The sequence below is a fragment of the Gilvimarinus sp. 1_MG-2023 genome, from assembly GCF_030548285.1.
In genome coordinates this window covers 1-262 of record NZ_JAUOSC010001179.1, presented here as the reverse complement: position 1 = coordinate 262, position 262 = coordinate 1, and the positions used below count along the sequence as shown (strand labels likewise).

The following is a 262-nucleotide window of genomic DNA, read 5'->3' as shown; positions in this document are numbered from 1 at the left end:
GATCTCGCTCACGCTGTCCCCCTGACACTGGCAGCCGGTTTGATACATATGTATATGGGGCATGTTGACTTTATGCTGTTGGGCGCTCTGCTGATTGGCTCCATCCCGGCGATTCAGGTATCCAGCCGTCTGGCCCGACATATCCCGGAAAATGTTTTGCGCAGCTTGTTGGCCAGCCTGCTGTTTGGACTGGGCCTTAAATACGCGCTGTTCTGAACCATCAGCCTTGCCAGGCCTGGGCCAAACCCTGTACCTGCACATC

Annotated in this window: 1 protein-coding gene; it reads left to right on the top strand. The window is 55.7% G+C overall.

Annotated elements, in window-relative coordinates; translation table 11 throughout:
* A partial coding sequence (locus tag Q4563_RS20575; RefSeq protein WP_303605835.1) for a sulfite exporter TauE/SafE family protein occupies window positions 1-216 on the top strand: 216 nt, incomplete at its 5' end.
* Window positions 217-262: the final 46 nt, after the last annotated feature.